Raw genomic sequence first — 25258 nt, forward strand, 5'->3', positions numbered from 1 at the left:
GGTGTATGCCGCGCCGCCTGAACCGTCTCAGCCCCTCCCTCCCGCTTTCCGGATCGCTATGCCCCAGCCAGACCTTGTCATCTTCGATTGCGACGGCGTGCTCGTCGATTCCGAAATCATTGCCGCGCGCATCGAAGCCGAGCTTTTGACGTCGGCCGGTTACGAGATATCGGCCGAGGAGCTTTCTGAAACCTATGCCGGGCTGACCTTCAAGGACATCATGATGCGTGTCGAAGAGAAGTCTCGCATCCCGTTCCAGGCCTCGCTGATCGATCGTGCCGAAGAGCTGGTCGACCGCCGGCTGCGCGCCGACGTGCGCGCCGTCGACGGGGTGCACGAGGCAGTCGCCGCGGTGACAGCCCCGCGCTGCATCTGCTCGAATTCGCGCACCGAGCGGATCGAATTCATGTTGGAGAAGGTGCGTCTGCTGCCGTTTTTCACTGGGCACATTTTTTCCTCGCTGGAAACGCCGAGCGGAAAATCCAAGCCGGCGCCCGACGTGTTTCTCTTTGCCGCGGAAAAACTCAAGGCCGACCCGGCGAACACCTTCGTCATCGAGGATTCCGTGCACGGTGTGACCGGCGCCAGGACAGCCGGCATGCGTGTGATCGGCTTCACCGGAGCGGCGCACAGCTATCCCGGACATGCCGACGCGCTGACCGAGGCCGGCGCCGAAACGGTCATCCGCCGCTGGGCGGAGCTGAAAAGCGTGATCGCCGCCCTGTCGGAATGGTCGGCGGATGCGTGATGCATGCGCCTCCGACCGTAGGCGGCTCCAACGCCGCCGCTATTCGGCCGCGGCAATCCTTTTGTCGGTCTTCTTCGGCGGGCCTTCGTCATAGCCGGCGAACGCCTGATAGTCCCGCGCGGTGGGCTCGGGAACGACAACGTTCGAATCGGTGAAGACGAACTGGGTGGCACTCGAGGGATTGGTAACCTGGACCTGATGTTGGTGAAGCTGCGAGTAAAGGACCTCGGTGCCATGCATCACAGCGATACGGATCGGCATGGTGATGGTACCCGGGCTGAACATCGGTCCCGGAACGACCTTGCCGGCGACGGCTATCTTCATCGTCAGCGAGCCGTTGGCACGGTTGCAGTCGCGGGTCACATCGGTGATCGAGGCCTGATAGATGATCTTCGCGGAATCGTCCTGCTGGTCGCTGCTCGCGTCAAGCGCGGCAGCTTCGGCGTCCTGAGCGGCGGCTTTTTTCTTGGGCTTTTGGCTGCCCTTGGCATAGGTGTTGAAGAAGGCGGTGCCGTCGCGCAGCGTCACTTTCGGACAATAGGCCTGCAATTGGCTGGCGAGAACCTTGGGGTCCGGCGGTGGTGGCGGTGTTGTGTCCGTCTTTCCGAAGCCCAGGATGCCATTGCCGCCTGATTGGCAGCCGGCGGCGGTAAGCATAAAGCCAGTGAGCGCCAGACCCGCGACAAAACGACTGTTGAACGTATGAAACGCCATGAACTGCACTTCCCTCTCGCAAAGCGGGTGACGTATATCAACCGCGCGGCAAAAATGCGACTGAACAAGTACGGAAATTAACCACTTTGCCGCGGACGAAACCGCCCGGCAGCAATGGAACATGACGATGCAATATGTGAGTACCCGCGGGGAAGCGCCCGTGCTTGGATTTTCCGACGCGGTGCTGGCGGGCTTGGCGCGCGATGGCGGTCTTTATGTGCCTGATACCTGGCCGCAGTTTTCGGCGGCAGAGATCCGCGCCATGCGCGGCCTTGCCTATCCCGACCTCGCCATCCGCGTGCTGTCGCCGTTTGTCGGCGGCGAGATCGCGATGCCGGTGTTCGAACGCCTGGTGCGCGAAGCCTATGCGACCTTCCGTCACGAGGCGGTCTGCCCGCTGTTGCAGACCGGCTCGAACATGTTCGTACTGGAACTCTTCCATGGCCCGACGCTTGCCTTCAAGGACGTGGCCATGCAGCTTCTCGCCCGGCTGATGGACCATGTGCTTGCCGAACGCGACCAGCGCGCCACCATTGTCGGCGCCACGTCCGGCGACACCGGCGGGGCCGCCATCGATGCCTTCGCCGGGCGCAACCGCACCGACATCTTCGTTCTTTTCCCGCACGGCCGGGTCTCGCCGGTGCAGCAGCGGCAGATGACGACGTCCTCTGCCGCAAATGTCCATGCAATCGCGGTCGAAGGCAATTTCGACGATTGCCAGGGGCTGGTGAAGGACATGTTCAACGATCACGCTTTTCGCGACCGGGTATCGCTGTCCGGGGTCAATTCGATCAACTGGGCCCGCATCATGGCCCAGATCGTCTATTATTTCTCATCAGCGCTGTCGCTCGGCGCGCCCGACCGGCCGGTTTCCTACACTGTACCAACCGGCAATTTCGGCGACATCTTCGCCGGCTACGCCGCCAAGAAGATGGGGCTGCCGATCGAGCGGCTGATCATCGCGACCAACGACAACGACATTCTGGCGCGCACGCTGTCGAGCGGCGAATATCGCACGAAAGGCGTCTTTTCGACCACGTCGCCGTCTATGGACATCCAGGTTTCTTCGAATTTCGAGCGCTTGCTGTTCGAGGCGGCCGGCCGCGACGCCTCGACCGTGCGGCGCTACATGAGCGGCCTCAAGCAGTCCGGCGCCTTCACCATCGAAGCGGGCGAGATCGCCAGGATCCGCTCCGAATTCGATGCCGGCCGTTCGACCGTGGACGAAGTCGCCGCTACGATCCGCTCGACGCTCGCAGCCAGCGACTATCTGCTCGACCCGCATACGGCCGCGGCCATGCATGTTGCGGCTGCGAAGGCAACCAATGCCGTGCCGATGGTGGTGCTGGGCACCGCCCATCCGGCAAAGTTCCCGGCCGCCGTCGAAGCCGCCAGCGGCGTGTCGCCGACCCTGCCCGCATGGCTAGGCGGGTTGATGACATCAGCGGAAAAATACACGGTACTTCCATCCGACCTGAAAATGGTGGAAGATTATGTTAGCCGCCACACGCGGGCGGCAAGTTAGGGAGTATCAGCTATATGGGTGTTGAGGTAAGCCGTCTGTCGAACGGCCTGACAGTCGCCACCGAAACCCTTCCAAGCCTCGAATCCGTCGCTCTTGGTGCCTGGCTCAAATCAGGCGCCCGCAACGAGCGTAGCGAAGAGCACGGAATGGCCCACTTGCTTGAACATATGGCGTTCAAGGGAACCAGAAGGCGAAGCGCCTTCGAGATCGCCTCGGAAATCGAGGATGTCGGCGGCGAGATCAATGCCGCTACCAGTGTCGAGACCACCTCCTATTATGCCAGGGTGCTGAGCGACGACGTGCCCCTGGCCGTCGATATCCTCTCCGACATCTTGCAGGAATCCGAGTTCGACCCGCAGGAGCTGGAGCGCGAACAGCATGTGATCCTGCAGGAGATCGGCGCCGCTCACGATACGCCCGACGACATCGTCTTCGACCGCTTCACCGAGACGGCTTTCCGCCACCAGACGATCGGCCGCTCAATCCTCGGCACGCCGGAAACCGTCAAATCCTTCACCTCGAAGCAATTGCACAAATTCATCGAACGGCAATATGGCGCCGAGCGCATGGTGGTCGTCGCCGCCGGCGACATCAAGCACGACAATTTCGTGCGCGAGGTCGAGAAGCACCTTGGCGGTTTCCGCAGCAAGTCCGACAACACGATGCCGCAATTTGCGCAATATGTCGGCGGCGATTTCCGCGAGGACCGCGACCTGATGGACGCGCAGATCGTGCTGGGGTTCGAGGGCCGCGCCTATCATGTACGCGACTTCTACGCCTCGCAGGTCCTGTCGATGATCCTTGGCGGCGGCATGTCGTCGCGTCTTTTCCAGGAGGTCCGCGAAAAGCGCGGGCTGTGCTATTCGGTCTATGCCTTCCACTGGGGTTTTTCCGATACCGGCATATTCGGCGTCCATGCCGCGACCGGGCAGAGCGACATCGCCGAGTTGGTGCCGGTAGTCATCGACGAGTTGCAGAAGGTCGGCGAGAACATCCTGCAGGAGGAACTCGACCGGGCACGCGCCCAGTACCGTGCAGGCCTGATCATGTCCGCCGAAAGCCCGGCCAGCCGCGCCTCCCAGATCGCCCGGCAAATGCTGCTGTTCGGCCGGCCGATCGCCAAAGAAGAGCTGATGGAACGGCTGTCGGCGCTAACGGTCGAGCGGCTGACGGACCTGTCGTCACGGCTGTTTTCGACCAAGCCGACGCTGACTGCCGTCGGACCAGTGGGTACGCTCGCTCCCTATGAGGCGGTCCTCGAATCGCTTTCGGGCACGCAGACCACGGCCCGAAAGCTCGCCGGCTAAAGTCCATCAAAGCGTCATGTTCGCGCTCCCTTTCTTTCGCCGTGACCTGCCGGCACTGAAGGGTGACCGGGTCACGCTGCGCGTGCCGCTGACCAACGACTACCGCGAATGGTCGGTGCTGCGCGGGGAAAGCCGCGCCTTCCTGGAGCCGTGGGAGCCGCGGTGGAACCCCGACGAGCTCGACCGCACGGCCTGGCGGCATCGCCTCAGCCGCTATCGCGAAGACTATGCGCAGGGAACGGCGATAGCCTTCTTCATCTTCGAGAAAGGCAGCGGCAAGCTTGTCGGAGGAATCACCCTCGGCAACATCCGCCACGGCGTCGCGCAAAGCGGCCATATCGGCTACTGGATCGGCGAGCGCTACAGCGGCCGTGGTCTGATGACCGACGCGGTCAAGGTCGTGACGCGCTTCGCCTTCGATACGCTGAGGTTGCACCGGATCGAAGCTGCCTGTATTCCCGACAATGCCCGGTCGATCCGCGTGCTTGAAAAAGCCGGATTCCGGCGCGAAGGACTTCTGCGATCCTATCTCAGGATCAATGGCATCTGGCAGGACCACTACCTCTACGCCCGGATCGAAGACGATCCGCCGGGCGCGGGAACGAAGGACTAATTTTGACGAATTTCCTGCGAATCGGGTCGTTGTTCGCCTTTGTGCTGACGGCAATCGTCATGCTCTGCGCGGCGTCCTCGGCCTTCGCCGTCGAGCCGATCAAGATCGCCCGCGACGACGTGGCGCTCGACCTTTCGGGCGCCGTCGAAATCTACCGCAACCAGGGCGAGAACTTTCAGGTGTCGACCGCTCCAGGCCCGGACGGCATCGTGCGGCGCATCGAGGTCGAGGCCAATGATGCGCGCTCGACCGGCGACTGGGCGGTGTTCGCGCTTGCCAACACCACCGACCAGCAGCTCGACAGGCTGATTGTCGCACCGCATTTCCGGCTGGTGAATTCCGGCATCTTCTGGCCGGATCTCGGCTCGACCCGCATTGCCGCGATCACGCCCAGCGAGGGCTTCGCGCTTGACCGCCAGAGCAGCCCCGACGCCGATGTGTTCCGGGTGACGCTGAACCCCGGAACGGTGATCACCTTTATTGCCGAACTTGCCTCGCCCAAACTGCCGCAGGTCTATCTATGGGATCCGGAATCCTACAAGGACTCGGTCAATTCCTACACGCTGTTTCGCGGCATCGTCATCGGCATCGCCGGCCTTCTGGCGCTGTTCCTGACCATCCTTTTCGTGGTCAAGGGGACCTCGATGTTCCCGGCAACCGCAGCACTCGCCTGGGCGGTGCTCGCCTATATCTGCATCGATTTCGGCTTTCTCAACAAGGTCCTGGAAATATCGCCCGGCAACGAGCAGATGTGGCGAGCCGGAACGGAGGTGGCGCTTGCGGCGACCTTCGTGGTGTTCCTGTTCGCCTATCTCAACCTCAACCGATGGCACGGCCATTTCAGTTACGGCGCGCTGGTTTGGATTCTGGGGCTGCTGCTGATCGCTGGCGTTGCGATCGTCGATCCGGCGGTCGCCGCCGGCATCGCCAGGCTGTCCTTCGCCGCCACCGCGCTGACCGGCCTCGGCCTGATCATCTTCCTCGGCATACGCGGCTACGACCGTGCCATCATGCTGGTGCCCAGTTGGGTCATGGTCCTGTTGTGGTTATGCGGGTCGTGGATGGCGATCACCGGCATGCTCGACAACGACATCGCCCAGCCGGCACTGGGCGGCGGGCTGATCCTCATCATCCTGCTGATCGGCTTCACCGTCATGCAGCACGCCTTTGCCGGCGGCGCACTGCATCAGGGCCTGTTCTCCGATCTCGAACGGCAGGCGCTGGCCGTCGCCGGATCGGGCGACACGGTGTGGGACTGGGACGTGATGCGCGACCGCGTCGTCACCAAGCCGGATGTCAGCATCCAGCTTGGCCTTGCGCCCGACAGCCTGGGCGGAGCTGCTCGCAACTGGCTGCCGGTACTTCATGCCGACGACCGCGACACGTTCCGTACCACGCTCGACGTGGTGCTCGAACACCGGCGCGGCCGGGTGTCGCAGAATTTCCGCCTGCGCGGCGCCGACGGGCACTATCACTGGTTTTCGCTGCGCGCACGGCCGGTGATCGGATCGGACGGCGAGGTCATCCGCTGCGTCGGCACCATGGTCGACGTGACGGAGCAGAAAAAGTCCGAGGAGAGGCTGCTGCACGATGCCGTGCATGACAATCTGACTGGCCTGCCGAACCGGGAATTGCTGATGAATCGGCTGGAGGCGATCATTTCGATCGCGCGCACGGAAGAGAAAGTGCGTCCGACCGTCTTCGTGATCGACATCGACCGGTTCAAGCAGGTCAATGACGGGCTCGGCATCTCGGCCGGCGATACCATCCTGCTGACCGTTGCGCGCCGGCTGCACCGGTTGCTCAAGCCGAAGGATTCGCTGTCGCGCTTTGCCGGCGACCAGTTCGCGCTGATGCTGCTTTCCGAACAGGACCCGGCCCGCATCGCAGCCGTTGCCGACGCCATCAAGCATGCGATCAACAATCCGATCACCTTTGCCAAGCGCGAGATCGTGCTGACCGCCTCGATCGGGCTGGTCACCTGGACCTCGGCGCAGAGTTCGGCCGAGGACATGGTCAAGGACGCCGAGCTTGCCATGCACCAGGCCAAACGTTTTGGCGGCGACAGGATCGAGCCGTTCCGCCCCGCCTTCCGGACCGTCGGCACCGACCGGCTGCAGTTCGAGTCCGACCTGCGCCGCGCCATCGAACGGCGCGAATTCACACTCGCCTACCAGCCCATCGTGCGGCTGGAAGACGGCAGTGTTGCCGGCTTCGAGGCGCTTTTGCGCTGGGACCATCCGCGCCGCGGCATGATCCCGCCGGGCGATTTCATCCCGGTCGCCGAGAGCTGCGGCCTGATCGTGCAGCTTGGCCTGTTCGCTATGCAACAGGCCGCCGAAGATTTGGCGGGATGGCAAAAGCAGATCGGCGACGCGCCGCTGTCGGTTTCGGTCAATCTGTCCAGCCGTCAGCTCATCCGCCGCGATCTGGTCAGCGACGTCCGCTCGGTGATCGCGCGGGCCAACCTGAAGCCGCGCTGCTTCCGGCTCGAACTCACCGAATCGCTGGTGATGGACAATCCCGAGCAGACAGCCCATGTGCTGAACAAGCTGAAGAAGCTTGGCATCGGCCTGTCGCTGGACGATTTCGGCACCGGCTATTCCTCGCTGGCCTATCTGACGCGTTTTCCCTTCGACACGATCAAAATCGACAAGAGCTTTGTCGACGACGCGACACCGAAGCGCGCAGTGCTGCTCAAATCCATGGTCAACATGGCGCATGAACTCGGCCTTTCGGTCGTGGCCGAGGGCATTTCGGATGAAAGCGATGCGCTCGAACTGCGCCAGATGGGCTGCGAATATGTGCAGAGCTTCATGTTCGGCGCGCCGATGCCCGGCGATCAGGTGCTGAAGACGCTGAAGGAACAGTATCCGCTGGCTCAGGCTTGATTTTGTGCATGTCGGTTGTCCCAAGACCGCTGCGCACCTTTGGGCGACGTGCCGGGGGGTCCGCTTCCCGGCGCTCGGAGGTCGCAAGTCAACCGTCCTGGTCACCAAGTATTGAAAGTTTTAGTCTCCTCCCCGTGGCGGGCCCCATCAATGTTGGAAAGCCTGAATCAACGGCGGCGATAGAGATAGCTCTCGGAAAGGCCGAGGCGACGGCACGATTGAACGGCCGGGGATGAAGGAAGCACGATGCTCTCGCAGATTGCCGCCGTAGTCTTCACAAAAGCACGCTCCCACGGCGTCAGGGTCCAGCGGTCGCCGAGTGCCAAGCGCTTGCGCACCCAGCGCGGTAGGATCTCGACGGCCGCCTTCAGAAATGGCCGCTGAAGCGGTTGAGCCACTCCCGGCAAGGCGGGAACGTCTTCCATGATCTCCAGGAATTCCAAGACGATCGGCGACGCGACGAGTCTTTGCCTCATCGCGTCGAACAGCGCGTAAAGCTCGGCCTGTGACGTGGGCGAGCCGGCCGCACCATAGAGAAGTGCGACGGGGCGAGCCTCAGCAAACACCGCGTCCCGTTCGAAAAAATGCAGACGATGCACATAGACGTGATACGCCTCCATGAAACCAAACCCGGCCGTAGCTTGCACCCAGTCCAGCAACTCCGGGTCGGTGGCGTGGTATGGCTCACCTTCGCTGGTTCGACCTGAAACGCGCCCATGCATCCTGACCACACCTTCAATCATGGCCTTAGCCTTGGTTCGAGGGCCGTAGACCGTAACCAAGGCAGCGAGGCCCGTACGCTGTAATCGTCGGAGCGCGTGCGAGCGGAATGTGCTGTGCTGCCAAATGGCGTCGCGAACCCGCGGCTCCGCCAATTCGAGCAGCACCGCAGTAACCCCGCCGATGAAGAGCGCAACAGGGTTCTTGAAAATACGCCAGGACATCGAGGTGGGCGGTAACAGCGCCGGCTCGCCTTCCGGGGTCGAGAAGTCCATCTGAGATCCGAGCCGCTGGCGCATGAACGACTGCGCAAGAGTATCCACACGACGCTCAAGTGGGCGAGGCAGAGGGATGATGCCCGAATTGCCAAACATGGGTACGCCTCCGATTCCTGGGAACAACAAGTGTCGAACCAGTGCCTAGCGGATGCAGTATGCACACGAACGTCTTGGTCTTTCCGTCGTTCCAAATGATCAGCCTGGCGCGCTGCGCATGATCCGCAAGAACACCGGGCCCGGATGGTCATCACGAGCCCGGTCGTGCTGGCCTTATGGCGTAAGATCGAGCGCCGGCACGATTCTGTGGTAGGGCAGGCCTGCATCGTCGTTTAGACGCTTCACGTCGGCATCGGAGACAGCATCAAACAGGCACATGCAGCGCCCGTCCTCCGGGGCGAAGGTCGAGCGCAGATAGCTGATGTCGGTGCCCTTGGACGTCATCTCGGCGGCCTGGCTGATCGCCGCCTTCTGCGCATCTCCCAGAGCTTCCATGCTGATGCCCTTGAGGTCGCGTTCCACCATGTAGACAGTCATTTCCAGATCTCCTCCTGTGAACAGTGACCACAGGAGTTGAATGCAGCGGCGGGCGAAAGAGAACGACATTTTTTCTATCGATCGATAGCCGACAGTTATCGATGAAAGGGCTACAATGTCGTTTCGTGGAACCGCCTCGGGAGGGCTCGCCATGGAGATGTTTCAGGTCCGCTACGTGCTTGCTGCCGCGAAGATGCTGAATTTCACCAAGGCCGCCACCGATTGCAATGTGTCTCAGCCGGCGCTCACCAAAGCGGTCAAGACGCTTGAGGATGAGCTTGGCGCGCCCTTGTTCCACCGCGAGGGAAAGCGCGTCCTCCTGAGTGAGTTCGGGCGCTCCATTCTGCCGCATCTTCAGCAGATCATGCAGGAGGCCCACGCAACCAGGACGCTTGCCGACAATTTCAGGCTGCTCAACCAGGTGCCGATCCGCCTCGGCGTCATGTCGACCATCGGCCATGTGAAGCTCGCCCGGTTCCTGGCAAAGTTCCAGCGCGACTATCATGGCGTCGAGCTTGAAGTCAGCGAGGCGAGCGTTCAGGAACTGAAAAACAGGCTTGAGCAAGGCGATCTCGATCTGGCCGTCCTCAATCCGCTGGAGGGACTGGGAGCGGCTTTCCGCGTCCATGATCTCTACAGTGAGCGCTACGTCGTCGTATTCGCGCCGGATCACCGGCTTGCGAGCCTCAATGCAATCAAGTTGGTCGATCTCTCTCAAGAACCCTATGTCGATCGTCTGTCCTGCGAAATGCGGGACCTGGTGATGGGTGTGTGCCGGGAAAGAAACGTCAGCCTTTATGCCCGCTTTCGTTCCGAGCGCGAGGATTGGGTCCAATCAATGGTGCTGGCGCGGATCGGCTTCGCCTTCATGCCTGAATATTCGGTGACATCGCCTGAACTTCTGCAGCGTCCGCTGATCGAACCCGCGGTGGCACGCACCGTGTCCCTGGCTAGCGTTCCGGGCCGGCCCTATAGCCCGGCGACGGCGGCGATGGTCCGAGCTGCCCAGAGCTTCGATTGGCCAGGCTAGGCGTTTGTTGCTGAGCCTGATTTTAGATGCGTTCTGCCGCCCTGGCGGTCCTTGGACCGGTACCGACCCTATCCAGGATTACCGACACTCAATCGCTGCGCATTTTGGGCGATGTGGCTGCATGAGACGCGCAAAGTCGGTGAGATGGCCATGGCTATGCTCGCGGTGGGAGAGATGCCCTCCAAGCTCGGCCTCAAGCTTCTGGATAGCGCGGGTCAGCGCCGGCTGGGTCACGCAGCAGCGACGCTGCCCGGAATTAGCGGATTTCGTGTATCTCCATGGATCGCCCTTTCCCGATGACAGCCTTGCATCGGCGCGATGAAATATTAGCATTCTTTTTCTCCGAAACGACTGCAACTTTCTTGCTTCGTTGGAATCCGTTCGCCGAAGGAGCGCGGGAGAAGGCTCACAATGGCCGGATGGAAATTTGAGGGAGGACAATCATGACCTTGCCCAGTTACGCAATGAACCAGGCAAGTTTCCCGCAGATGTACGAGCGGTGGCTGGTCGGCCCTCTCTTCCGTCCATGGGCCGAGATGGCTCTTGACGAGCTGGAATTGTCTTCGGGCGATCGCCTACTCGATATCGCCTGTGGAACAGGAATAGTGGCGCGCGTTGCAAGAGAGCGGCTCGGTGAAGCCGGATATATCGTCGGCGTCGACATCAGCCCGGACATGCTTGCCGTGGCGCGGGCTGTAGAACCAGCCATTGACTGGCGCCAGGGCAATGCCGGCGAGCTGCCTCTGCGTAACGGTGAGACGTTCGACGTGGTCGTCTGCCAGCAAGGGCTGCAGTTCTTTCCTGACAGACCCGCGGCGGTGGCGCAGATGCGTCGCGCGCTGGCGAAGGGTGGCAGGCTGGCGATCGCCATGTGGCGCCCGGACGACGAAATCCCGTTCTTTCGCGAACTGCGCCGCGTCGCGGAGCGCCATCTGGGCGCCATCGCCGATCAACGGTACAGCTTCGGGGAAGCGGCTCCACTTGAGGCGCTGCTGCGAGACGCCGGCTTCCACGAGGTCCGATCAAGGATTATTTCGCGCACCATCCACTTCGGGGAAGGCGCACCTTTCCTGCATTTGAATACGATGGCACTGGTCGGAATGAGTTCTTTAGCCAAGGAAATGGGCGATCAGGAACGCAAGCGCGTCGTGGAGGAGATCGTGAGCGAGAGTGCGCCCGTGCTGCAACCGTATGGCAATGGATCGGGATTAGCCTTCGAGCTCAGCGCCAATCTGGCGACGGCCAAAGGCTAAAAGATCTCTCTTCACAAGCAACGCATCGCCTACGCAACGCTCGATAAAATCATCTTATTGTACATTACGAACTGCCCTCGCCGCATTGCGGCCATTGTGCCGCCACGATCCATGACTAGCTAGAGCAAGCACTGACCGTTCTTCTTGTCTTTTTCGACGTTGACGGCTCAACGTTGAAATAGATCTGCCCCAAAGCTATCTGGGCGGCTAGACAAGGAACGGAGGGGGACCTGGCGTCACTCCAAAGAACACGTGAATTCTTTGCTTGCGCAGACGTCATCCTTTCGGGCGGACGGCCTTTGTCGAAAAGGATCGCGGGGATTGGCTTGGCGGCGACAGTGGCGGCCATGCCATGGCCGGTCTATTCGGGAGTCTTGGTCAACGGAGTGACCGAAGCCGCGGTTGCCACTGCTGTTCCGTCCTCCGCTCTGAGTTTCCCCTCGGCTGCGCCCGAGTTCGACATCATCGATCCGGGCACCACGTTGACCTCCCGACACAAGGGAGAAGGCATACTGGCCGACGTATTGAAGGGTACCGTGGCCATCCTTTCCGAAGGCGCGGAACAGATCGTCATCGGCATGTCGGTGCACGAGTTCGGCGAATACAAGGTGTCGCAGTACATTGCCAGCGAGATTCTGCGTGCCGCCAAGGACACCCAATTTCCTGCCGACACCCTTTTCGCGATCGCCGAGAAGGAGTCCTCCTTCGACCTCAACAATCGCCCGCCTAAAGGGTCGGCACTTGGTCTTATGCAGTTCCTCGACCAGACATGGCTCGAGGCGGTGAAGAAGTACGGTGCAGAGTTCGGTCTGGGCGACGAAGCGGAACTGATCCGGATCCGCTTAGAGGGCAAGCGCAAACACCATTTCGTCGACGACAAGGCCGATGAACAGCGCATTCTTGAATTCAGGCGCGATCCCTATCTGTCGGCAGCACTTGCGGCCAAGAACCTTCTCGCGGCCAAGGAACGCATCGAAGCCCGTCTCGAGAAGGCCATGGACGAAAGGGATCTTTACCTCCCCCATTTCCTTGGCACCAGCGGCGCAGCACAGCTCCTGTCAAACGCCGACGAGACGCCCAATGCCACGGCCAGCAAAATCTTCCCCAAGGCGGCGCGCTTCAATACCGCGATGTTCAGGGCCGAGGGAAAACAGCTCACCGTCGGCCAGTTCCACCAGCGCCTGCGCTCCTTCTTAGAAGCCCGCATCGGCAAATACAGCGATGTCGAAAGCCGCGTGAAAGAGGCTGACCTGTCCTGGACAGCCGGTATCGAGAATCTCGTCTACGATTTGGGCAAACGGCTGGCGTCGGCAATGCAGCGGTAGCCAGCCAGATATCGGGTTTTCACCACTAGGCGTGACCGGCCGCCAGGCTGAGATGCGCGAGGTCGATACCGATCGAGGCGAGAATCCGGTCGTATTTGCGCTCGATGTCGGTATCGAACAGAAGCTCCGCATTTGCCGGGCAGGTCAGCCAACCGTTCTCGGCGATTTCGCTTTCCAGCTGACCGGCGCCCCAGCCCGAATAGCCGAGCGCCATCAGCGCGTGTCGGGGCCCACGGCCCGACGAAATGGCGCGCAATATGTCGACGGTCGCGGTCAGGCAAATGTCGTCGGAGACGGCGAGCGACGATTCCACGCGGTAGTCGCCCGAATGCAGGACGAAGCCGCGGCTGCGGTCCACCGGTCCGCCGTTGCGCACGACGAAGTCGCGGGCCTGCGCGGGCAAGCGGATCGCCTCCTGTTCGTTCATGATGCCGAGCTGCACGAGCAGATCCGGAAACAGCATCTGCTGCGTCTGGTTGATGACCAGGCCCATCGCGCCTTCGTCGCTGTGCGCGCAAATGTAGATGACGGAGCGCGTAAAGCGGTCGTCCTTCATGCCGGGCATGGCAATCAGGAACTGGTCGTCGAGAAAGCCGCGTCCCGCAGCCATCTTCTTGTGGCGCAACAAGTCCATGAGAGGAGCGTAACGCGTTTCTGAAGCGCCGAAAAGATGCGCCGCGCGCGATTTGGTCGCGGATGTGCAGCTAAGGTCACGCAAAAGCTGTGCCCGAGGTCACGCAAATATGATAACAGCGACGCCATGAAGTCATTGCGCAGCCATGAACGGACGCTCAAATCACCGTCATGCAAAGCTTGAAAGTCCTGCTGCTCAGCGCCGCTGTTGGATGTGGAACCGGCCTCACTGCCGCAGCCTCCTCGTCGGCCTGGTACAATAGCGAAGGCGGCAGAGTGCGGCTTGTGACCAGCGGCAAGCCCGACGAAGCCGGGCGCATCCATGGCGTCCTCGATATTGCGCTCAAGCCTGGCTGGAAAACCTACTGGCGCGATCCGGGCGACGCGGGCGTGCCGCCGCAAATCGATATCTCGGCCAGCACCAACATTGCCAACGCGACGTTTTCGTTTCCGCCGCCCCAGCGCCACGACGACGGTTACGGCAAATGGGCCGGCTACGACCATCCGGTTTCGCTGCCGGTGACATTCACGCTGTCGGCGCCGAACGAGCCGGCCGTCATCAATGCCGATATCTTTCTCGGCATTTGCGAGACGATCTGCATCCCGGTGCAGACGAAGCTGACCATCGATCCGGGCTCCGATCCGGACAATGCCGAAGACGCCGCTTTGGTGAAGGCGGCCCTTGCAACGCTGCCTGCGCCCGCAAGACCCGATTTCGGCGTCAATATCCTGCCGGGCGACCGCGAGACACTGATTGTCGAGGCGAGCTTTCCGGGCAGTCCCGAAGCGGCGGATTTCTTCGTCGCCGGTGAGCGGGATTACATGTTCGGCGTGCCGGCCCGCAGCGAAAAGAATGGCAAGCTGGTGTTTGCCGTGCCGATCCTCGACAGGCCGACGACGACACCGACGGATGGCGGACTTTACTACACGCTGACAACCGGGGCCGGCGCCGTCGAAGGCCTGCTGCCGTTTCCTTGATCCCGAGCAAAGGATGTTCAGGTCGAACATCCTTTGCCCAGCCTCCCCAACGGTTGCGGGGAACGGCTGAATTCGCTATCGCAAGGACACTTCCCTTCCATCTCTCAAGTGAGGACCTCGATGATGATTGCCGTTGGCGACAAGCTGCCCCAAGCGACCTTCAAGACGATGACTGCCGACGGCGCAAAAGCGATCACGACGGCCGAGATCTTCTCGGGAAAGAAGGTGGTGCTGTTCGCCGTTCCCGGCGCTTTCACGCCGACCTGCTCCAACAATCATCTGCCCGGCTATCTGGACAATTACGACGCCATCCTGGCGCGCGGCGTCGACACCATCGCCGTCGTCGCCGTCAACGACGTTCATGTGATGGGCGCCTGGGCCCGCTTCAGCGGCGGTGAAGGCAAGCTCCTCTATCTAGCCGACGGCAATGGCGATTTCGTCAAGTCGATCGGCCTTGACGCCGATCTTTCCAGCGGCGGCATGGGGCTGCGCTCGAAGCGGTTTTCGATGATCGTCGACGACGGCAAGGTCACCGCGCTCAATGTCGAGACAAAGCCTGGCGTCGATGAATCCGGTGCGGCTCACATTCTCGGACAGCTTTCCGTTTTGGCGACAACATAGGCCAAGGTTTGCCACGGTTCTTTTGGCCTGACGATCACGCTTAGTCGAGCGCTGAGTGTCCAACTGGGCGGACGCTCCAAGACTTCTGGGCCGCATGATCCCCAAACAAAAACCGGTACCGGTTTTCGGGCTCGTGCGCTAGCTGTTCGGAGTTGCTTGCTTTTGGGGGACCTCAATGATGTTTGACCACTTCTGGCGCGCTGTGGTGATCGGCATCGGCGCCACGGCGCTCATGGACCTCTGGGCGATTTTCCTGAACATGGTATTTGCTCAGCCGCGGCCGAACTGGGGACTGGTTGGCCGCTGGGTCTGGCATCTCAAAGACGGCAAGGTATTCCACGACGATATCGGCGAGGCAGCACCCTACGCGCATGAATCGGCGCTGGGCTGGGCCTTCCACTACTTTGTCGGCGTCGTCTACGGCATCATTCTGGCCGTTTTGGCGGGAGCGGCGTGGCTGGCCGCGCCGACCTTCCTGCCGGCCTTGATCCTCGGCATCGTCACCGTGGGCGCCGGCTGGTTCCTGCTGGCGCCCGGCATGGGCGCCGGCTGGGCCGCATCAAAGCGCCCCAACCCGATGCAGATCCGCGCCCTCAACCTCGTGTCGCATACTGTGTTCGCGCTCGGACTTTTCGGCACGGCGCTGCTGATCCGTTGAATACGGCGGACCAGACTGGTTAGTAGCTCTGGGTCGAGCGGCGCACTTTCTTGCCAGCCGGCTGCTTAGCTTGAGTGCTTTCCCTAGATGAAACGGGCGCGGGCCTGGCCATCTTGTTCTTGAACGGCGCCATGCCGAGCCGCGCCAGTTCGTCGGCACGTTCGTTCTCCGGATGGCCGGCGTGGCCCTTGACCCAGTGCCAGACGACCTGATGGCGGTTGCGCGCCTCGTCGAGTGCCTGCCACAGTTCGGAATTCTTCACTGGTTGCCTGGCAGCGGTCTTCCAGCCGTTGCGCTTCCAGCCGTCGATCCAGCTGAAAATGCCGTCCTTGACATAGTTGCTGTCGGTATAAAGATCGACGGCACAGGGTTCTTTCAGCGCATTGAGCGCCGAGATGGCCGCCAAAAGTTCCATGCGGTTGTTGGTGGTAGCAGCCTCGCCGCCCGACAGTTCTTTCGTGACGCCGTTGAAGCGCAGGACCGCCCCCCAGCCGCCAGGCCCCGGATTGCCCGAACAGGCACCATCGGTGAAGATTTCAACGCGCTTGGTCATGTCAGTCCATATTCGGAAGGAGATTTGATCGCCCGGTGAAAACGCATCCGCCTGATATATTCGGTCGGATCGCGTTTCACGACCAGCCCGCCATTGGCAACGGTCAGCCAGTCGTAAAGCCGGGTCAGCATGAAACGCAGCGCCGAGCCGCGTGCCAGGATAGGCAGCGCAGCTCTCTCCTCGCCGCTCAAGGGCCGCACGCTTTGGTAGCCGGCAAGTAGCGCCGTGCCCTTGGTCAGGTTGAAGGAAAAATCCTTCTCGAAACACCAGGCGTTGAGGCAGGTAGCGACATCATAGGCGTAGAGATCGTTGCAGGCGAAATAGAAGTCGATCAGCCCGGACAGTTTCTCGCCGAGGAAGAAGACATTGTCCGGGAAAAGATCGGCATGGATGATGCCCTCCGGCAGGTCTTTGGGCCAGTTCCGCTCGAAATCGGCGAAGTCGGCATCGACCTCGGCCGCCAGTCCCGGCTCGACCTCGTCGGCGCGAAGGCGAGCGGCGCTCCACAGCTTGCGCCAGCCATCGATTGCAAGGGCATTCGGACGGGTCATAGGAAAGTCGGCGCCGGCAAGATGCAGTGCCGCCAGCGCCTTGCCGACCTCGCCGCAATGCGCTGATGTCGGCCGCCGCAGCGAAAGGCCTTCGAGGAAGGTGATGATGACCGCCGGCCGGCCGGCAAGCGTTCCGATGACGTCGCCATCATGCGCGGTCACCGGAAGCGGGCAGGAAATGCCCTTTCTGGCGAGATGGCCCATGAGCCCCAGGAAGAACGGCAAGTCGGCCTTGTCGACGCGCTTTTCGTAGAGCGTCAGGATGTAAGAGCCGCTGGTTGTATGCAGCAGGAAATTCGAGTTCTCGGTGCCTTCGGCGATGCCCTTGTAGGACAAGAGATCGCCGACCGGATAGGCCTTCAGGAACGCGCCGAGCTCGCCTTCGTTGACGTCGGTGTAGACCGCCATGGGCTCTTCACGCGGCTCCGTTGACGAAGGCCATGTCGGCCGCCGTCAGTTCGACATCACGCAGGACCCGCATCACCGGAAAATCCTCGGTCTCTGTCGCCGTCACCGCCAGCTCGATCGTCACGTTGAAGCGCTGCCGGAATGCATCGATGATCTCGTCGACGATGATTTCCGGCGCCGACGCGCCTGCCGACAGACCGAGCGTCGAGATGCCGGCAATGTCAGTCCACGGGATTTCGGAGGCGCGCTGCACGAGAAGCGACATCGAGGCGCCGGCGCGCTCGGCCACTTCGACGAGACGCCGCGAATTGGAGGAGTTCGGGGCGCCGACGATCAGGAAGAGATCGGAGCCCGCGGCGGTCTCCTTGACCGCTTCCTGGCGATTGGTGGTGGCGTAGCAGATCGATTCCGCTGCCGCCGCATGCAAATCGGGAAAACGATCCTTAAGCACCCGAATAATGCCGGCTGTGTCCTCGACCGACAGCGTCGTCTGGGTGACGAAACCGAGCGCCTGCGCGTCTGCGGGCACCAAATTCGCCGCGTCGGCTTCGGTCTCGATCAAGGTGACGGCGCCGTCCGGCAATTGCCCCATCGTGCCGATCACTTCCGGGTGGCCGGCATGGCCGATCAGAAGCACATGGCGGCCGAGCCGCTGGTGGCGCATCGCTTGCTTGTGGACCTTCGACACCAACGGGCAGGTGGCGTCGAGATAGAAGAGGTTGCGGGCCTGGGCGTCCGCCGGTACCGACTTCGGCACGCCATGGGCCGAAAAGACGACCGGGCTCTGGCGATGCTCCGCCGGTATCTCGGAGAGCTCCTCGATGAACACCGCACCGAGGCTTTGCAGCCCCTCGACGACGTAGCGATTGTGTACGATCTCGTGGCGGACATAGACCGGCGCGCCGTATTTCTTCAGCGCCAGCACGACAATCTGAATGGCGCGGTCGACGCCAGCGCAGAAGCCCCGCGGCTGGCAGAGCCTTATCGTCAGCGGTGGCTTTGTGGTCGTGTGAAGCATGATTACCGGCCGGTTGGTCGTAGCATGAACTCAAGTCTTGAACTCAAGGCGCGAAATGAGGTGCGCACCCCTGCCCTGTCAAGGGCGCCGGTGCCGATCATTAGAGCGACGTGCGTCGATTTGGACGCACAAAGTACGCTCTAACACTTTTTATCTACGCATCGTGCTTTCCGAAAATCGATTCCGATTTTCGGGCCGATGCGTCTTTCGCCGGGCGGCGAAGCATGAAGATGAGGACGCCGGCAAGGGCAGCGGCAAGGCCGTACCAGGTTACGGCATATTGCAAATGGCTGTTCGGCAGGTCGATGATGGTAACGCCGCCGACCGGCAGCCCACCCGGGTTCGGCGTGGCGTCCGCGTCGATGAAGAATGGCACCAGCCCCGCGCCAGCCGGCAGACCGGCGCTGGCCGCCATGGCGTCGCGATCCTTCCAGTAGAAGATGTTCTTCTGCGGATCATTGTCGGGAAGCATCATCGAGGGCTTTGCCGGCAACGGATTGCGGGCGAGCCCCGTCACCGTCACCTGGCCCGCACCCTGGCTTTGCGGGCGCTTGGCCGCGTCCTTGAGATCGTACGGTACGAAGCCGCGATTGATCAGAACAACGCGGCCGTCCTCCAGTTGCAAGGGCGTGAAAACATCGAAACCCGACTGGCCTTCCCAGGTCGCGAAGAAATGTCGCTCGCCTTGATGCAGGAAAGTGCCTGATACCGTCACCGGCGTGTAGTCGACGTCGCCGGTGGAGGTGAACCGCTTTTCGACCTCGGCCAAAGGCACAGGTGCAAAGTGCGTGCGCTGGTCGATAGTCTGAATAAGACCCTCTTTCCAGTAGAGGCGCTGCACCTGCCAGGTGCCTAGCCCAAGCAAAATGAAGAACAGCACGAGGCCTAGGCCAAGCAGCAATGCCGTCTTTGGTCGCGAAAGGCCTGCCACTGAACCGGATGTCGTGCTCATTCGCCGAGGTCCAGCCTGCCCTCCGCCGCCTTGTTGCGGTATTGCAGCGTCAAGAGCACACCCTTGATCAGCCTGAGCGCGCCCAGGCAAAGCACCAGCGTTAGCGGTATCCACAACACGAGATGCAGCCAGAGCGGCGGGTTCAGCGTCACCTCCATCCACAGCGCCAGCCCGACGACGATGAAGCCGATGATCAGGATGACGAACACCGCCGGCCCGTCGCCGGCATCGGCGTAGGAATAGTCGAGGCCGCAATTGGCGCAGCGTTTGCCGACCGTGAGGAAGCCGGAAAACAGCGGTCCCTTGCCACAGCGCGGGCAGCGGCCGTGCAGGCCAGCCGAAATCGGATCGGTTAGTGGCCAGATCGCCTTGTCGTCGCTCATTGCGATACCTTATTGCCCTTCGCCCCAAAAGATAAGGCGGCCACGTCGCCGCAGCCGCCTCGTCGATTTCCTCAAGAAGATGTCAGTGGCCTTCAATGACCGCGCCGCTCGAGGCCCAGACATAGATCGACGCGAACAGGAACAACCAGACCACGTCGACGAAGTGCCAGTACCAGGCGGCCGCCTCGAAGCCGAAATGCTGCTTGGGCGTGAAATCGCCCTTCATCGCACGGACCAGGCAGACCAGCAGGAAGATCGTGCCGATGATGACATGGAAGCCGTGGAAGCCGGTCGCCATGAAGAAAGTGGCGCCGTAGATCGAATCCCTGAAGCCGAACGGGGCGTGAATGTACTCGTAAGCCTGCACCATGGTGAACAGCATGCCGAGACCGACGGTCAGCACCAGGCCGTTGATCAGCCCCTTGCGGTCGCCATGAATGAGCGCGTGGTGCGCCCAGGTCACCGTAGTGCCCGACAAAAGCAGGATGACGGTGTTGTAGAGCGGCAGGTGGAAGGGGTCGAGAACCTCGAGGCCCTTCGGCGGCCATACACCGCCGGTGAAGGCGGCGCGGGCGTATTGCTGTGCCTCGCCGGGAAACAGGCTGGCGTCGAAGAAAGCCCAGAACCAGGCGACGAAGAACATCACCTCGGAAGCGATGAACATGATCATGCCGTAGCGTAGATGCAGCGACACGACACGCGTGTGGTGGCCTTCATGCGCTTCCTTGATGGTATCCGACCACCAGGCGTACATCGTGTAGATAACGATCAAAAGGCCGATGAAGAACAGCCACGGATTGGCGATGTTGAAGCCGAAAATCGGGAAATCGCCGCCCTTGAGATACTGCATGTAACAGACGCCGCCGATCGCGGTGACCAGCGCGCCGACTGAGCCAAGGAACGGCCACGGGCTCGGGTCGACGAGATGGTAGTCATGTTGTGGTTTTGCGTGCGCGTCTGCCATATCAACCCCCGAGGCTTCGTTCGGTATGTGAAACTTTGTTGCTTGTGCCTTCGGCCGACGCCGACGACGCGACCGGTTTGTTCTTCTCATTCTTCTCGACCGGGAACATCGTGTAGGACAGGGTAATCGTCTTCAGGTCCTTCAGCTCCGGCGCGTTGACGATGTCGGGATCTACATAGAACACGACCGGCATGTCCAGCGTCTCGCCAGGCTTCAACGTCGTGTCGGTAAAGCAGAAACACTCGACCTTGTTGAAATAAGATCCCGCCAGTTCCGGCTGCACGTTGAAGGTCGCGCGGCCGGTAGTCGCCCGGACGAACTTGTTGGTCGCGCTATAATGCGCCTGCGCCGTCTCGCCTATCTTGATGGTGATCGAGCGGTCGACTGGCTCAAACTGCCATGGCACGCCGACTGTGTTGGCGTCGAAGCGGATGGTGATATCGCGATCGAGCACGCGGTCGGCATATTGCTGCGTTGCGCGTTTCACGGTGCCGCCGTAACCGGTCGCCTGGCAGAACATCGCGTAGAGCGGCACCGCAGCATATGCCATGCCGATCATGCCGCCGAAAAAGGCGATGCAGACGCCGGCGACGATGCGGTTGGTGTTCCTCTTTTGAGGATGGGTTACTGTTTTGCGGTTCATCTTGAGCCTCACATCGTTCCGGTGAGGTTGTGACCGAACTTCACGACGGTAGCGATATAGAAGATGACGACAAGCACCGCCAGCGCCAGGCCGATGGCTACCGAACGGTTGCGCCGGGCCTTCTGCTGGCGCTCGGTCAGCGTGACGAGTTCAAGTTTCTTATCGGCCATGGTCATGCTCCGCCCATGGCCAGCACGCGCGCGACAACGCAGTCGGCAAGGTAGATGGCGAAGATGGCGAAGAGGTAGAGCAGTGAGTAGCCGAACAATGCCTTGGCCGGCTTCATCACATGGTCGTCGTCCGCCATCTGCAGCACCTTCCACGCATACCAGACAAAGCCGGCACCGAGCAGCACCGCAAAGACCCCATAGGCGGGCGTGGTGAACCCGAGCGCCCATGGCAGCACGCCAACCGGCGCGAGGATCAGCGCGTAGGCAAAGATCTGGCGTCGGGTCGAAGCCTGGCCGGCGACATTCGGCATCATCGGGATGCCGGCCCTGGCATAGTCCTCGGACTTGAAGAGAGCGAGCGCCCAGAAATGCGGCGGCGTCCACAGGAAGATGATCAGGAACAGGACGACGCTTTCCAGGCTGACCGTTCCGGTCACCGCGGCCCAGCCGATCACCGGCGGAATGGCGCCGGCAGCACCGCCGATGACAATGTTCTGCGGCGTCCAGCGCTTCAGCCACATCGTGTAGACGACCGCATAGAAGAAGATGGTGAAGGCCAGCAGTGTCGCCGACAGCCAGTTGACAAGCACGCCGAGCGTCATCACCGACAGCACCGACAGCACCAGGCCAAAACTCAACGCCTCGCCGGGCCGGATGCGGCCGGCCGGCACAGGACGGCCGGCGGTCCTGGTCATCACCGCATCGATATCGGCGTCATACCACATGTTGAGCGCGCCGGACGCGCCAGCACCAATGGCAATAGCCAGGATGGCGATCACCGCCAGAAGCGGGTTGATGGTCACGGGGGCCGCGACCAGACCGACAAAGGCGGTGAACACCACCAGCGACATGACACGCGGCTTCAACAGGGCGAAGAAATCGCCCGCCGTTGCTTCCGACATGCGAAAGCCCGGTTCGTCAGTCAATGTGTCGTCGACAAGGGCCATGCGTACTTAAAGTCCATCATTCCGTTGGCCAAAACCGCCGGGCGGACCGGCGGTTCCGTATTCGCCCAGGCAGCCGCCTATTTGATCTTCGGCAGCTGTTCCCACTGGTGGAAGGGCGGCGGCGAAGGCAGCTGCCATTCGAGCGTCGTTGCACCCTCGCCCCATGGATTGGCGCCAGCTACCCGCTTCTTCTGGAACGCCTCGAACACGCCGTAGAGGAAGATGACCACGCCGACGGCGGAAATATACGAGCCGTAGGACGACACCATGTTCCAGCCGGCAAACGCATCCGGATAGTCGATGTAGCGGCGCGGCATGCCGGACAGGCCGAGGAAATGCTGCGGGAAGAAGACGAGGTTGACGCCGACGAAGGTGATCCAGAAGTGGGTGTTGGCGATGACAGGCGAATACATGTAGCCGGTCATCTTCGGGAACCAGTAGTACCAGCCGGCGAAGATGGCAAAGACCGCGCCCAGCGACAGCACATAATGGAAATGCGCGACCACGTAGTAGGTGTCATGCAGCGGGCGGTCGAGACCGGCATTGGCGAGCTGGACGCCGGTAACGCCGCCGACAGTGAACAGGAAGATGAAGCCAATCGCCCATAGCATCGGGGTTTTGAGCGAAATCGACCCGCCCCACATGGTGGCAATCCACGAGAATATCTTCACCCCCGTCGGCACCGCGATAACCATGGTGGCGAAGACGAAATAGCGCTGCGTGTCGAGCGACAGGCCGGTCGTGTACATGTGATGCGCCCAGACGACGAAGCCGACCGCACCGATCGCGACCATGGCATAGGCCATGCCGAGATAGCCGAAGATGGGCTTCTTCGAGAAAGTCGAGACGATGTGGCTGACGATGCCGAAGCCCGGCAGGATCAGGATGTAGACTTCCGGATGCCCGAAGAACCAGAACAGGTGCTGGAACAGGATCGGGTCGCCGCCGCCATCCGGCGCGAAGAAGGTGGTGCCGAAGTTGCGATCGGTCAAAAGCATGGTGATGCCGCCGGCCAGAACCGGAAGCGACAACAGCAGCAGGAAAGCGGTGATCAGCACCGACCAGGCGAACAGCGGCATCTTGTGCAGCGTCATGCCAGGCGCGCGCATGTTGAAAATCGTGGTGATGAAATTGATGGCGCCGAGGATCGAGGACGCGCCGGCGATGTGCAGCGACAGGATCGCAAGGTCCATCGCCGGTCCCGGCTGGCCCGACGTCGATAGCGGCGGATAGATCGTCCAGCCGCCGCCGACGCCGTAGGCGCCAGGCGCGCTCGGCACGAAGGCCGAAATGATCAACAGGATGAAAGCCGGTGGCAGCAGCCAGAACGAGACGTTGTTCATGCGCGGGAAAGCCATGTCGGGCGCACCGATCATGATCGGCACCATCCAGTTGGCGAAACCGCCGATCAGCGCCGGCATGACCATAAAGAAGATCATGATCAGCGCATGCGCAGTGGTGAAGGCATTGTACATGCTCTTGCCGCCATCGAGCGCGGCGTCGGCATTCAAGCCGTAGACCATCTGCGCCAGGCCGGTGAAAATCTGGATTCCCGGCTCCTGCAGTTCCATGCGCATGACGACCGAAAGGGCACCGCCAACGCAGCCCGCCATGATCGCGAAGATCAGATAGAGCGTACCGATATCCTTGTGGTTGGTCGAATACACCCACCGGACCCAGCCATGATACGGCTTATGGTCGTGATCGTCGTGAGCTGCAGCGTCTGCCATGTTCGGCTCCGTTCCCTGATCTTTTCTGGTCGCGGCATCAGTTGCCGGCGGCCGCTACCTTGTCTTTGCTGTCGACCTCGGCCATCAGCGCCTTGTTGGCGCCGGGAAGGTCGGTGCCGGCTGCCGCCAGCCAGGTCTTGTACTGGGCGTCGGAGACGACGCGGATCGCGATGGGCATGAAGGCGTGGTCCTTGCCGCAGAGCTCCGAACACTGGCCGTAATAGAGGCCTTCCTTTTCCGCCTTGAACCAGACCTCGTTGATGCGGCCCGGAACCGCGTCGGTCTTGATGCCGAAGGATGGCATGGCAAAGGCGTGGATCACGTCCGCCGCCGTCACCAGCACCCGGGTCATGGTGTTGACCGGCACCACCATCTCGTTGTCGACGGCGAGCAGGCGCGGATAAACGCCGCGATCCTCCTTGCCAGCCGCCGCGCGGTCAGAATCCGCCAGGATCGCGGAGTTGAAGGAAAGCGTGTTTTCGGTCTGGTATTCGTAGTCCCAGTTCCACTGGTTGCCGGTCGCTTTAATGGTCAGCTTGGCTTCTTCCGGCGGTGTGTATTGCGCGGTCAGGAGCTGAAACGAAGGGATGGCGAGACAGAGCAGCACGACGACCGGCCCAACCGTCCAGATCACCTCGATCAGCGTGTTATGGCTGGTGCGCGACGGGATCGAGTTGACGCTGGCACGGAATTTCAAGATGCAATAGGCGATAAGAGCGAGCACGAATAGGGTGATCGGCACGATGAACCATAGCGTGTAGTGCTCGAACCAGGCGATCTGCCGCATCATGTCGGTGGCGGCGGGCTGGAAGGTCATTTCCCACGGCGCAGGCTGGGCCGCATGGGCGGATGCGCCGGTGAACAATGTGGCGGCAGCCCAAGCGCTCGCTAGGAGTTTGGCGCCTGCTAGGAATTTTCTCATTGCCGTCATTATCTCCCAGTTCCTCGCGATCGGACCGCAAGAATATCGAACAACGCCGGGACGGGAATCCCGGACAGTCCCGAGGCTGGTTCAAACCATACTCTATTTGCCTCCGCAAGAAAGGAGCGGAGGAAACCGTGCGGCATTTTTGCGCGCAAGCGCGGCTGCGCATTTTGGCGGCGGCCGCGG

The 25258-nt window shown here is 61.6% G+C and carries 27 protein-coding genes; 11 read left to right on the forward strand and 16 right to left on the reverse strand.

Annotated features, from left to right (window positions below; translation table 11 throughout):
• The first annotated feature begins 58 nt into the window (after positions 1-58).
• Positions 59-748 (forward strand): HAD family hydrolase, encoded by a 690-nt coding sequence (locus ACWTU8_RS19365; RefSeq protein WP_029355665.1) that lies wholly within the window; start codon positions 59-61, stop codon positions 746-748.
• 39 nt (positions 749-787) lie between these two features.
• Here ACWTU8_RS19365 and ACWTU8_RS19370 read toward each other — a convergent pair whose 3' ends face one another.
• The gene (locus tag ACWTU8_RS19370; RefSeq protein WP_455849424.1) at positions 788-1462 is read right to left on the reverse strand and encodes a hypothetical protein; all 675 of its coding nucleotides are present in this window, start codon (positions 1460-1462) and stop codon (positions 788-790) included.
• A gap of 127 nt (positions 1463-1589) precedes the next feature.
• Here ACWTU8_RS19370 and thrC point away from each other — a divergent pair, with 127 nt between their 5' ends.
• The 4 genes from thrC to ACWTU8_RS19390 are packed head-to-tail and all read left to right on the forward strand — an operon-like array spanning position 1590 to position 7798.
• Entirely contained in the window at positions 1590-2987 is a 1398-nt protein-coding gene (gene thrC, locus ACWTU8_RS19375) for a threonine synthase (RefSeq protein WP_455849425.1), read from the forward strand.
• A gap of 14 nt (positions 2988-3001) precedes the next feature.
• Positions 3002-4294: a M16 family metallopeptidase gene (locus ACWTU8_RS19380; RefSeq protein ID WP_029355661.1), complete on the forward strand. Its 1293-nt coding sequence runs from the start codon at positions 3002-3004 to the stop codon at positions 4292-4294.
• 16 nt (positions 4295-4310) lie between these two features.
• Positions 4311-4907: a GNAT family N-acetyltransferase gene (locus ACWTU8_RS19385; protein WP_029355659.1), complete on the forward strand. Its 597-nt coding sequence runs from the start codon at positions 4311-4313 to the stop codon at positions 4905-4907.
• Positions 4908-4909: 2 nt separating this feature from the next.
• A complete protein-coding gene (locus ACWTU8_RS19390) occupies positions 4910-7798 on the forward strand; it encodes an EAL domain-containing protein (RefSeq protein WP_455849426.1) in 2889 nt (962 codons plus the stop codon).
• Between the two features lie 167 nt (positions 7799-7965).
• Here the strand turns inward: ACWTU8_RS19390 and ACWTU8_RS19395 are convergent, their stop codons facing one another.
• Both ACWTU8_RS19395 and ACWTU8_RS19400 read right to left on the reverse strand, forming a co-directional pair.
• The gene (locus tag ACWTU8_RS19395; RefSeq protein ID WP_455849427.1) at positions 7966-8892 is read right to left on the reverse strand and encodes an oxygenase MpaB family protein; all 927 of its coding nucleotides are present in this window, start codon (positions 8890-8892) and stop codon (positions 7966-7968) included.
• Positions 8893-9066: 174 nt separating this feature from the next.
• The gene (locus tag ACWTU8_RS19400) at positions 9067-9399 is read right to left on the reverse strand and encodes a DUF4242 domain-containing protein (RefSeq protein ID WP_455849428.1); all 333 of its coding nucleotides are present in this window, start codon (positions 9397-9399) and stop codon (positions 9067-9069) included.
• 82 nt (positions 9400-9481) lie between these two features.
• Here ACWTU8_RS19400 and ACWTU8_RS19405 point away from each other — a divergent pair, with 82 nt between their 5' ends.
• Positions 9482-10360 carry a LysR family transcriptional regulator gene (locus ACWTU8_RS19405; RefSeq protein WP_165778383.1) on the forward strand — a complete coding sequence of 293 codons (879 nt, stop codon included), beginning with the start codon at positions 9482-9484 and terminating at the stop codon, positions 10358-10360.
• Between the two features lie 78 nt (positions 10361-10438).
• Here ACWTU8_RS19405 and ACWTU8_RS19410 read toward each other — a convergent pair whose 3' ends face one another.
• Positions 10439-10693 carry a helix-turn-helix domain-containing protein gene (locus ACWTU8_RS19410; RefSeq protein ID WP_455849429.1) on the reverse strand — a complete coding sequence of 85 codons (255 nt, stop codon included), beginning with the start codon at positions 10691-10693 and terminating at the stop codon, positions 10439-10441.
• Between the two features lie 110 nt (positions 10694-10803).
• On the opposite strand from ACWTU8_RS19410, the gene ACWTU8_RS19415 reads away from it, so the two are divergent.
• Complete coding sequence (locus ACWTU8_RS19415) at positions 10804-11613, forward strand: class I SAM-dependent methyltransferase (protein ID WP_455849430.1); 810 nt, start codon at positions 10804-10806, stop codon at positions 11611-11613.
• A gap of 326 nt (positions 11614-11939) precedes the next feature.
• Entirely contained in the window at positions 11940-12938 is a 999-nt protein-coding gene (locus ACWTU8_RS19420; protein ID WP_455849431.1) for a transglycosylase SLT domain-containing protein, read from the forward strand.
• Between the two features lie 25 nt (positions 12939-12963).
• Here the strand turns inward: ACWTU8_RS19420 and ACWTU8_RS19425 are convergent, their stop codons facing one another.
• Positions 12964-13572, reverse strand: a complete 609-nt coding sequence (locus ACWTU8_RS19425; RefSeq protein ID WP_023799312.1) for a YqgE/AlgH family protein — start codon at positions 13570-13572, stop codon at positions 12964-12966.
• Between the two features lie 170 nt (positions 13573-13742).
• Here ACWTU8_RS19425 and ACWTU8_RS19430 point away from each other — a divergent pair, with 170 nt between their 5' ends.
• The 3 genes from ACWTU8_RS19430 (at position 13743) to ACWTU8_RS19440 (ending at position 15828) form a co-directional block, all read left to right on the forward strand.
• A complete protein-coding gene (locus ACWTU8_RS19430; protein WP_455849432.1) occupies positions 13743-14549 on the forward strand; it encodes a protein-disulfide reductase DsbD domain-containing protein in 807 nt (268 codons plus the stop codon).
• 120 nt (positions 14550-14669) lie between these two features.
• Complete coding sequence (locus ACWTU8_RS19435) at positions 14670-15170, forward strand: redoxin family protein (protein WP_455849433.1); 501 nt, start codon at positions 14670-14672, stop codon at positions 15168-15170.
• A 178-nt stretch (positions 15171-15348) separates the two neighbouring features.
• Positions 15349-15828, forward strand: a complete 480-nt coding sequence (locus tag ACWTU8_RS19440) for a DUF2938 domain-containing protein (protein ID WP_455849625.1) — start codon at positions 15349-15351, stop codon at positions 15826-15828.
• 19 nt (positions 15829-15847) lie between these two features.
• Here the strand turns inward: ACWTU8_RS19440 and rnhA are convergent, their stop codons facing one another.
• The 11 genes from rnhA to coxB all read right to left on the reverse strand — a co-directional run bounded on the left by rnhA (position 15848) and on the right by coxB (position 25069).
• Positions 15848-16381 carry a ribonuclease HI gene (rnhA, locus tag ACWTU8_RS19445; RefSeq protein ID WP_455849434.1) on the reverse strand — a complete coding sequence of 178 codons (534 nt, stop codon included), beginning with the start codon at positions 16379-16381 and terminating at the stop codon, positions 15848-15850.
• On the reverse strand, positions 16378-17340 hold the full coding sequence (locus ACWTU8_RS19450; protein ID WP_455849435.1) for a homoserine kinase: 963 nt from the start codon (positions 17338-17340) through the stop codon (positions 16378-16380). Before ACWTU8_RS19450 ends, rnhA begins: the two co-directional genes overlap by 4 nt.
• A 7-nt stretch (positions 17341-17347) precedes the next feature.
• Positions 17348-18358, reverse strand: a complete 1011-nt coding sequence (gene ispH / locus ACWTU8_RS19455) for a 4-hydroxy-3-methylbut-2-enyl diphosphate reductase (protein ID WP_029355631.1) — start codon at positions 18356-18358, stop codon at positions 17348-17350.
• A 154-nt stretch (positions 18359-18512) separates the two neighbouring features.
• Positions 18513-19310: an SURF1 family protein gene (locus tag ACWTU8_RS19460; protein WP_455849436.1), complete on the reverse strand. Its 798-nt coding sequence runs from the start codon at positions 19308-19310 to the stop codon at positions 18513-18515.
• Complete coding sequence (locus ACWTU8_RS19465; protein WP_455849437.1) at positions 19307-19693, reverse strand: DUF983 domain-containing protein; 387 nt, start codon at positions 19691-19693, stop codon at positions 19307-19309. The genes ACWTU8_RS19460 and ACWTU8_RS19465 overlap by 4 nt, the downstream gene beginning before the upstream one ends.
• A gap of 82 nt (positions 19694-19775) precedes the next feature.
• A complete protein-coding gene (locus tag ACWTU8_RS19470) occupies positions 19776-20657 on the reverse strand; it encodes a cytochrome c oxidase subunit 3 (RefSeq protein ID WP_029355624.1) in 882 nt (293 codons plus the stop codon).
• 1 nt (position 20658) lies between these two features.
• Positions 20659-21300: a cytochrome c oxidase assembly protein gene (locus ACWTU8_RS19475; RefSeq protein ID WP_455849438.1), complete on the reverse strand. Its 642-nt coding sequence runs from the start codon at positions 21298-21300 to the stop codon at positions 20659-20661.
• 8 nt (positions 21301-21308) lie between these two features.
• Positions 21309-21470, reverse strand: a complete 162-nt coding sequence (locus ACWTU8_RS19480; protein ID WP_077381685.1) for a hypothetical protein — start codon at positions 21468-21470, stop codon at positions 21309-21311.
• Between the two features lie 2 nt (positions 21471-21472).
• Entirely contained in the window at positions 21473-22417 is a 945-nt protein-coding gene (locus ACWTU8_RS19485) for a heme o synthase (protein WP_287350499.1), read from the reverse strand.
• A gap of 77 nt (positions 22418-22494) precedes the next feature.
• Positions 22495-24147: a cytochrome c oxidase subunit I gene (ctaD, locus tag ACWTU8_RS19490; protein WP_455849439.1), complete on the reverse strand. Its 1653-nt coding sequence runs from the start codon at positions 24145-24147 to the stop codon at positions 22495-22497.
• Positions 24148-24184: 37 nt separating this feature from the next.
• Positions 24185-25069, reverse strand: a complete 885-nt coding sequence (coxB, locus tag ACWTU8_RS19495) for a cytochrome c oxidase subunit II (protein ID WP_029355617.1) — start codon at positions 25067-25069, stop codon at positions 24185-24187.
• Positions 25070-25258 lie beyond the last annotated feature (189 nt).

The organism is Mesorhizobium sp. BHbdii, from assembly GCF_053848045.1.

What these genes read in the sequence shown, in the direction of transcription:
- ACWTU8_RS19365 (WP_029355665.1), top strand. Translation starts at nt 59, where the DNA reads ATGCCCCAGCCAGACCTTGTCATCTTCGATTGCGACGGCGTGCTCGTC.
- ACWTU8_RS19370 (WP_455849424.1), bottom strand. Translation starts at nt 1,462, where the DNA reads ATGGCGTTTCATACGTTCAACAGTCGTTTTGTCGCGGGTCTGGCGCTC.
- thrC (WP_455849425.1), top strand. Translation starts at nt 1,590, where the DNA reads ATGCAATATGTGAGTACCCGCGGGGAAGCGCCCGTGCTTGGATTTTCC.
- ACWTU8_RS19380 (WP_029355661.1), top strand. Translation starts at nt 3,002, where the DNA reads ATGGGTGTTGAGGTAAGCCGTCTGTCGAACGGCCTGACAGTCGCCACC.
- ACWTU8_RS19385 (WP_029355659.1), top strand. Translation starts at nt 4,311, where the DNA reads ATGTTCGCGCTCCCTTTCTTTCGCCGTGACCTGCCGGCACTGAAGGGT.
- ACWTU8_RS19395 (WP_455849427.1), bottom strand. Translation starts at nt 8,892, where the DNA reads ATGTTTGGCAATTCGGGCATCATCCCTCTGCCTCGCCCACTTGAGCGT.
- ACWTU8_RS19400 (WP_455849428.1), bottom strand. Translation starts at nt 9,399, where the DNA reads ATGTCGTTCTCTTTCGCCCGCCGCTGCATTCAACTCCTGTGGTCACTG.
- ACWTU8_RS19405 (WP_165778383.1), top strand. Translation starts at nt 9,482, where the DNA reads ATGGAGATGTTTCAGGTCCGCTACGTGCTTGCTGCCGCGAAGATGCTG.
- ACWTU8_RS19410 (WP_455849429.1), bottom strand. Translation starts at nt 10,693, where the DNA reads ATGCTAATATTTCATCGCGCCGATGCAAGGCTGTCATCGGGAAAGGGC.
- ACWTU8_RS19415 (WP_455849430.1), top strand. Translation starts at nt 10,804, where the DNA reads ATGACCTTGCCCAGTTACGCAATGAACCAGGCAAGTTTCCCGCAGATG.
- ACWTU8_RS19425 (WP_023799312.1), bottom strand. Translation starts at nt 13,572, where the DNA reads ATGGACTTGTTGCGCCACAAGAAGATGGCTGCGGGACGCGGCTTTCTC.
- ACWTU8_RS19430 (WP_455849432.1), top strand. Translation starts at nt 13,743, where the DNA reads ATGCAAAGCTTGAAAGTCCTGCTGCTCAGCGCCGCTGTTGGATGTGGA.
- ACWTU8_RS19435 (WP_455849433.1), top strand. Translation starts at nt 14,670, where the DNA reads ATGATGATTGCCGTTGGCGACAAGCTGCCCCAAGCGACCTTCAAGACG.
- ACWTU8_RS19440 (WP_455849625.1), top strand. Translation starts at nt 15,349, where the DNA reads ATGTTTGACCACTTCTGGCGCGCTGTGGTGATCGGCATCGGCGCCACG.
- rnhA (WP_455849434.1), bottom strand. Translation starts at nt 16,381, where the DNA reads ATGACCAAGCGCGTTGAAATCTTCACCGATGGTGCCTGTTCGGGCAAT.
- ACWTU8_RS19450 (WP_455849435.1), bottom strand. Translation starts at nt 17,340, where the DNA reads ATGGCGGTCTACACCGACGTCAACGAAGGCGAGCTCGGCGCGTTCCTG.
- ispH (WP_029355631.1), bottom strand. Translation starts at nt 18,358, where the DNA reads ATGCTTCACACGACCACAAAGCCACCGCTGACGATAAGGCTCTGCCAG.
- ACWTU8_RS19460 (WP_455849436.1), bottom strand. Translation starts at nt 19,310, where the DNA reads ATGAGCACGACATCCGGTTCAGTGGCAGGCCTTTCGCGACCAAAGACG.
- ACWTU8_RS19465 (WP_455849437.1), bottom strand. Translation starts at nt 19,693, where the DNA reads ATGAGCGACGACAAGGCGATCTGGCCACTAACCGATCCGATTTCGGCT.
- ACWTU8_RS19470 (WP_029355624.1), bottom strand. Translation starts at nt 20,657, where the DNA reads ATGGCAGACGCGCACGCAAAACCACAACATGACTACCATCTCGTCGAC.
- ACWTU8_RS19475 (WP_455849438.1), bottom strand. Translation starts at nt 21,300, where the DNA reads ATGAACCGCAAAACAGTAACCCATCCTCAAAAGAGGAACACCAACCGC.
- ACWTU8_RS19480 (WP_077381685.1), bottom strand. Translation starts at nt 21,470, where the DNA reads ATGGCCGATAAGAAACTTGAACTCGTCACGCTGACCGAGCGCCAGCAG.
- ACWTU8_RS19485 (WP_287350499.1), bottom strand. Translation starts at nt 22,417, where the DNA reads ATGGCCCTTGTCGACGACACATTGACTGACGAACCGGGCTTTCGCATG.
- ctaD (WP_455849439.1), bottom strand. Translation starts at nt 24,147, where the DNA reads ATGGCAGACGCTGCAGCTCACGACGATCACGACCATAAGCCGTATCAT.
- coxB (WP_029355617.1), bottom strand. Translation starts at nt 25,069, where the DNA reads ATGAGAAAATTCCTAGCAGGCGCCAAACTCCTAGCGAGCGCTTGGGCT.